This window comes from Xanthomonas sp. SHU 166 (assembly GCF_000364685.1).
Lineage (GTDB): Bacteria > Pseudomonadota > Gammaproteobacteria > Xanthomonadales > Xanthomonadaceae > Xanthomonas_A > Xanthomonas_A sontii.
The window spans coordinates 1-6,046 of record NZ_AQOJ01000205.1 but is presented as its reverse complement, the minus strand read 5'-3'; the positions used below and the strand labels follow the sequence as shown (position 1 = coordinate 6,046).

7 protein-coding genes are annotated in these 6,046 nt (G+C 71.2%); 4 read left to right on the top strand and 3 right to left on the bottom strand.

Annotated elements, in window-relative coordinates:
• Window positions 1–90 precede the first annotated feature (90 nt).
• Together D180_RS07085 and D180_RS07080 are read right to left on the bottom strand one after the other, a co-directional pair.
• Window positions 91–405 (bottom strand): hypothetical protein, encoded by a 315-nt coding sequence (locus D180_RS07085; RefSeq protein WP_017912246.1) that lies wholly within the window; start codon window positions 403–405, stop codon window positions 91–93.
• 300 nt (window positions 406–705) lie between these two features.
• Window positions 706–1,461 (bottom strand): helix-turn-helix domain-containing protein, encoded by a 756-nt coding sequence (locus tag D180_RS07080; RefSeq protein WP_017912245.1) that lies wholly within the window; start codon window positions 1,459–1,461, stop codon window positions 706–708.
• A gap of 111 nt (window positions 1,462–1,572) precedes the next feature.
• Between D180_RS07080 and hisS the strand changes: the two genes are divergently transcribed.
• Window positions 1,573–2,973 (top strand): histidine--tRNA ligase, encoded by a 1,401-nt coding sequence (gene hisS, locus D180_RS07075; RefSeq protein WP_017912244.1) that lies wholly within the window; start codon window positions 1,573–1,575, stop codon window positions 2,971–2,973.
• Between the two features lie 117 nt (window positions 2,974–3,090).
• Here hisS and D180_RS07070 read toward each other — a convergent pair whose 3' ends face one another.
• Window positions 3,091–4,341, bottom strand: a complete 1,251-nt coding sequence (locus D180_RS07070) for a hypothetical protein (protein WP_232760377.1) — start codon at window positions 4,339–4,341, stop codon at window positions 3,091–3,093.
• A gap of 189 nt (window positions 4,342–4,530) precedes the next feature.
• Between D180_RS07070 and D180_RS07065 the strand changes: the two genes are divergently transcribed.
• The 3 genes from D180_RS07065 to D180_RS07055 all read left to right on the top strand — a co-directional run.
• A complete protein-coding gene (locus D180_RS07065; protein WP_017912242.1) occupies window positions 4,531–4,857 on the top strand; it encodes a YerC/YecD family TrpR-related protein in 327 nt (108 codons plus the stop codon).
• 9 nt (window positions 4,858–4,866) lie between these two features.
• Window positions 4,867–5,781: an ATP phosphoribosyltransferase gene (gene hisG / locus D180_RS07060; protein ID WP_017908285.1), complete on the top strand. Its 915-nt coding sequence runs from the start codon at window positions 4,867–4,869 to the stop codon at window positions 5,779–5,781.
• Window positions 5,778–6,046, top strand: a 269-nt coding sequence (locus D180_RS07055; protein ID WP_043090594.1) for a histidinol dehydrogenase, incomplete at its 3' end; no start/stop codon positions are given. The genes hisG and D180_RS07055, both read left to right, overlap by 4 nt.

The following is a 6,046-nucleotide window of genomic DNA, read 5'->3' as shown; positions in this document are numbered from 1 at the left end:
GAGCCGATCGCGCCGGACTACGCGGCGCTGCGCGCGCGGCTGCTGGCCGGCTGAGCAGCGCAGGCCGGGGGCGCGAGCGCGCCCGACGGCTCAGTCGGATGGCTGCAGCCGCTGCCAGGCGGCCAGGACGATGCCGCGGACCTGCAGCCAGTCCAGGCGCGAGCGCGGGTGGTCGCGCAGGAACACGTCGCGCAGTTGCGCGACCACCTCTTCCACGCGCTGGCCGTGGTACTTGAGGTAGGCATCGTAGGCCAGCTTCAGCGCCGGCTCGTAGTCGTGGAACGTGTAACCGGGCTGATGGAAGGGGCTGTGTGCGTAATGCGCCTTCCAGAACTCCAGTTCGCGCTCGCGGTCCAGCATCACGCAGGCGCGCGAGGCGTGTTGCATCTCGATGGCGACGGCCATGTTGGCCCTCCGAGTGGTCCCCCCCACCGGCACCGCGGCGGCGCCGCAGGTGTGTTGCGCACGCAGTCTATGCCGGTCGGGCGTCGCCGCCGCGATGGCCGGCTGAAGCGTTCAGAGCTGGTGGTGCGGCGATGCTGCACGCGGCAGCAAACCGGTGATCGGTTGGCCGCCGGCGGGCACTGCACGGTTGTCCACACGCGATGTGGAGCGTTGCTCTGGAATCCTGTGGATAAGTGGCCAGGCACCGCATGGCGTCGGTGCCTGGAGCCGCGTGGCGAAAAAATCGCCACGCCGGTCCGCTCAGTCTTCGTCCGACGCCAGCCGGTGCAGCGCGGCGAAGTCGCGAATCTCCACCACATGCAGTTGCGGCAGCGCGATCAGGCCCTGCTGGCGCAGCTTGGTGAAGGTACGGCTGACCGTCTCCATGGTCAGGCCGAGATGGTCGGCGATGTCGCCGCGGCCCATCGGCAGCACCACCTTGTTGCCGGCATCGCCCTGGCGCGCCGCGCGGGCCGCCAGCTTGAGCAGGAAGTCGGCCAGTTTCTCGGCCGGCTGCAGCCGCGCCAGCGACAGCGCCGCGTCCTGCGCCGCATCCAGCTCCAGGCAGGCGCGTTGCAGCAGCTTGCGCTCCAGGTGCGGGAACTGCGTGCGCAACTGCTGCATCTGCGCCACCGGCACCCGGCACACCCGGCTGTCGGCGATGGCTTCGATATCGTGGCGGTGCCGGGCCGATTCGCTCAGGCCGACGTAGTCGCCGGGCAGGACGAAACCGGCCACCTGGCGGCGTCCGTCGGCAAGGGTGCGGACCAGGCGCAGCGCGCCGGCGGTGACGGTGTAGACCGCCTGTCGTGCCTCGCCGGTGCGCGCCAGGGTGGCGCCGGCGGCGTAGTGCAGCGAGGTCGTGGCCCGTTCCAGCGCCTGCACCTCGTCGCAGGCCAGCGCCGAGCAGATCGCCAGGTGGCGGACCGCGCAATGCAGGCACTCGTTGCCGCGCGGTTCGCGCGGGGCGGACGCGTCGGCGTAGGGCAGGGCGAATCCGGAAGGAGGCCTGTTCATGGGCGGGGCAGCGGCTTCGGCACCGGCGAATGATACGCCGATGCGGCCGCGCGTGGCCGGTGCGGCTAGAATTGGCGTCCCGCTCGCCCCCGAATCGCAGGAGTTCCGCACGTGATCAAGCCCCGTACGCCGCCCGGCATCATGGAATTGCTGCCACGCGAGCAGATCGCGTTCCAGCGCATGCTGGACGTCATCCGCCGCAATTACGAGCGGTTCGGGTTCCTGCCGGTGGAGACGCCGGTGTTCGAGCTGTCCGACGTGCTGCTGACCAAGTCCGGCGGCGAGACCGAGCGCCAGGTGTACTTCGTGCAGTCCACCGGTGCGCTGGCCAATGCCGCGGCCGAGGGCGGCGAGGGCGGGCTGCCGGAGCTGGCGCTGCGCTTCGACCTGACCGTGCCGTTGGCCCGCTACGTGGCCGAGCACGAACACGAGCTGAGCTTCCCGTTCCGGCGCTACCAGATGCAGCGCGTGTACCGCGGCGAGCGCGCCCAGCGTGGCCGCTTCCGCGAGTTCTACCAGTGCGACATCGACGTGATCGGCAAGGATGCGCTGAGCATCCGTTACGACGCCGAGGTGCTGGCGGTGATCCACGCGGTGTTCGCCGAGCTGGGCATCGGCGATTTCGCCGTGCAGTTGAACAACCGCAAGCTGATGCGCGGTTTCTTCGAGAGCCTGGGCGTGGCCGAGGGCGAGCGCCAGCTCGCGGTGCTGCGCGAGGTCGACAAGCTGGACAAGCGCGGCGCCGACTACGTGCGCGAGACGCTGGCCGGCGAAGCCTTCGGCATTCCCGCCGAGCAGGTGCAGCGCATCCTCGACTTCGTCGCGGTGCGCTCCAGCGGCCACGACGATGCGTTGGCGCGGCTGCAGGCGCTGGAGGCCGATGCGGCGTCCAGTGCGACCCTGCGCGAGGGCGTGGCCGAACTGCGCGAGGTACTGGCCCTGGTCAAGGCGCTGGGCGTGCCGGAGACCGCGTACTGCCTCAATTTCTCCATCGCCCGCGGCCTGGACTACTACACCGGCACCGTCTACGAGACCTTGCTGACCGACTACCCGCAGATCGGCTCGATCTGCTCGGGCGGCCGCTACGAGGACCTGGCCAGCCACTACAGCAAATCCAAGCTGCCCGGCGTGGGCATCTCCATCGGCCTGACCCGGCTGTTCTGGCAGTTGCGCGAGGCCGGCCTGATCGACGGCATCGCCTCCAGCAGCGTGCAGGCCATGGTGGCGCTGATGGACGAAGCCAAGCTGGACGACGCGCTGGACATCGCGCGGCGCCTGCGCGCCGGCGGCATCAACACCGAAGTGCAGATGGAGCCGAAGAAGATCGGCAAGCAGTTCCAGTACGCGGCCCGTGCCGGCATCCGCTTCGTGGTGCTGGCCGGCGACGACGAGCTGGCGCGCGGGGTGGTCGCGGTCAAGGACCTGCTGCGCGAGCAGCAGTTCGAGATCGCCCGCGACGAACTGGCCAGCACGCTGCAGGTGGAGCTGGAGCAGGCCAAGGTGATGGCCTGAGTCTGGTGGCGGCGGCCGGCGACGGCCGCCGCGCTGTGCGAGATCTTCGTGGGAGCGGCTTCAGCCGCGACCGGCATGGTCGGTGATCCCGGCCACGGCTGATCCCAAAAACGCAGGCTACAGCAGGCCGGCACCCTGCAGCATCGCCTTGAGTGCACGCCGCTGCGCGCCATCGTCCACCGGCCAGCCCTGCACTTGCGCGACGACCTTGCCGTCGCGCACCAGGAAGAACGTGGGCATGCGCCACTCGCGCGGCAACAGCGGCCATTCCTCCACGTCGTAGAGCGGATGCAGCGGCGTCTGCGGCTGCGCCTGGTTCCAGGCGCGCAGCGCCTCCAGGTCCTCGCTGCCGGGCGGCAGGGTCAGCCACAGCGCGTGGCGGCGGAACGCCGGGCCCAGTTCGGGATCGGCGGCGATGGCGCGTGCTGCGTCGGCGGCGAAATGGCAGCCGGCGGTGACCAGGAGCTGGGTCGGCCCCAGATCGATGCGCTGGCGGCGCAGGGTGCGGCCATCGGCATCCAGCGACCACAGCGTCGGCCCCTGCGCCGCCGCGCCCAGGCGGTCCTCGAAGCGCAGCCAATGCGGCCAGTCGGCGCTGCCGCCATCGGCCAGCAGGCGCCGTGCGTCTTCCACACGATGCGCGAGCAGCAGCGCGTTGCCGGCGTCGTCCACCTGCGCCGCGCTGGCCTGGCCGCGGCGCCGCAACTGCGCCAACACCTGCAGTTGCGTGTCCAGCCCCGCCGGGGTGGGGCGCAGCGCGTAGGTCGCGACGACGGCCCGATACAGAAGATCCAGCGCGGCCGCGTCCGATTGCGCGATGGCGGCGGGGTCGAATGCTTCGGGCAGGGCGCTGCGCACTGCGGGCCAGGGATCGCGTCCAGTGCGACCGATGCCGTCCAGATTCCGGTTGTAGCCGTTGTAGCGACGCTCCAGGTCGTCGATGGCGGCGGTGGGCTCGTGGGCGCGCGGTTGCGTCGCCCAGTGCGGCAAGCTTTCCGCGTAGCGCTCGACCCCGAACAGCGCCAGCAGCGCCCGGCCTTGCGTGCGGGTCAGCTGCGGCAGGTCCTGCGTATCGAATCCACCCAGGCCATTGCGGCCGAACACGAGACCGTCGAGGAAGCGTTCGCGGGCGCCGGGCGTGAGCGCGTCCAGCGGCGTGCGCTGGCCCACGTGGGCGCGCAGGTAGGCCTTGAGCTGGGCGGCGGAGCGGATCGGCAGTTGCTCCACAGTGGCCGCGGTGTCGGCGTTTGCGGCCCCCTGGGCGGGAGGCGCCGGTGGCGGCTGCGCCGCTGCCGGCGTCGCCATGCACAGGACAAGGGCGGCAAAACACGCAGTGCGCATGCGGTACTCCAGAGCGGCGGCGGTCATCGCCGATCCTAGCGGTCGCCGGGCGATCCTTCCATCCGCCGCGGGAGGCGTCTGCGCGCAGCGTGAGGCCGGATCGCGCCAACGCACAGGGCGCCAGAGCGCGCAACAGGATGACCCGGAGGCTGAACGCCAGGTCGCCGCGGCCCGCGCAAGCTTGACCTTGTAATAGTGTGCTATTACATTAGCGCAATGAAACAACGTCCCGCCCCTGCAGCAGACCGCGACAGCGACGCCTCGTTCAAGGCGTTGGCGCGCACCCTGGCCCAGCTCGGCAAGCCGCAGGAAGTGGCGGCGTTCCTGCAGGACCTGTGCACGCCGGCCGAGCTGGAGGCGATGGCGGACCGCTGGCGGGTGGTGCCGCTGCTGCTCAAGGGCGTGCCGTACCGCGAGATCCACGACCTGACCCAGGTCAGCGTCACCACCATCGGCCGTGTCGCACGGACCCTGGAATACGGCGCCGGCGGCTATGCCGCGGCGCTGCGCCGGCAGACGGCGCGCCCCTCCGATTCCCACTGAGATGTCCTGATGAGTGCTTCCCTGGCAGCACCGGCCCGCGACCGGCTGCGTATCGCGATCCAGAAAAGCGGCCGCCTGGCCGAGCCGGCCCGTGCGGTGCTGGCCGCCTGCGGGCTAAGCTGGCGCGAGAGCCGCGACAAGCTGTTCTGCTACGGCGAATCGTTGCCGGTCGACCTGCTGCTGGTGCGCGACGACGATATTCCCGGGCTGATCGCCGACGGCGTGTGCGACTTCGGCATCGTCGGCCGCAACGAACTCGAGGAGCAGGCCGGCGAGCGCCGCCGCAACGGCCTGCCCGAGGCCTATCGCGCCCTGCGCGGGCTCAACTTCGGCCAGTGCCGGCTGATGCTGGCGGTGCCGGACAGTTGGGAGTGGAGCGGTCCGCAGCAGGTGCAGGGGCTGCGCATCGCCACCAGCTACCCGGCGGTGCTGGCCGACTGGCTGGACGCGCGTGGCATCGCCGCGCAGGTGGTGGAGCTGTCCGGCTCGGTGGAGATCGCGCCGCGCCTGGGCACCGCCGACCTGATCTGCGATCTGGTCTCCAGTGGCGCCACCCTGGCCGCCAACCAGCTCAAGCCGGTGGAGACGCTGCTGGAGAGCGAGGCGGTGCTGGCCGGCCCGGTGCGCGAACCGGCCGACGCCCGCGCCGGCCTGGCGGCGATGCTGCTGCGCCGGCTCGACGGCGTGCTCAAGCTGCGCGACAGCAAGCTGCTGATGTTCCGCGCCGCGCGCGAGCGCGTCGCCGACCTGGCGCGGTTGCTGCCCGACGCCGAACCGCTGGTGCAACTGCCCGGCGATGCCGATGGCCCGCTGCAGTTGCAGACCATGTGCCACGGTGCGATCACCTGGCAGCGCATGGAGGAACTGGAGCGCGCGGGCGCGCAGGGCTTGATGGTGTTGACGGTGGAGCGGTCGCTGGCATGAATCGTTTGGAATGGAGCGCGCTCGACGCGCAGGAACGCACCCAGGCGCTGACCCGGCCGGTGCAGCGCGTGGCCGAGCAGACCCGCAACGCGGTGGCGCAGGTGCTCAATGACGTGCGCAGCCGCGGCGACGGCGCGCTGCGCGATCTCACCGCGCGTTTCGACGGCGTGGTGCTGGAGACCTTCGAAGTGAGCGCCGCCGAGTTCGCCGCCGCCGAGGCGGCGGTGCCGGCGCCGCTGCGCGCGGCGATGGCCGAGGCGGCGGC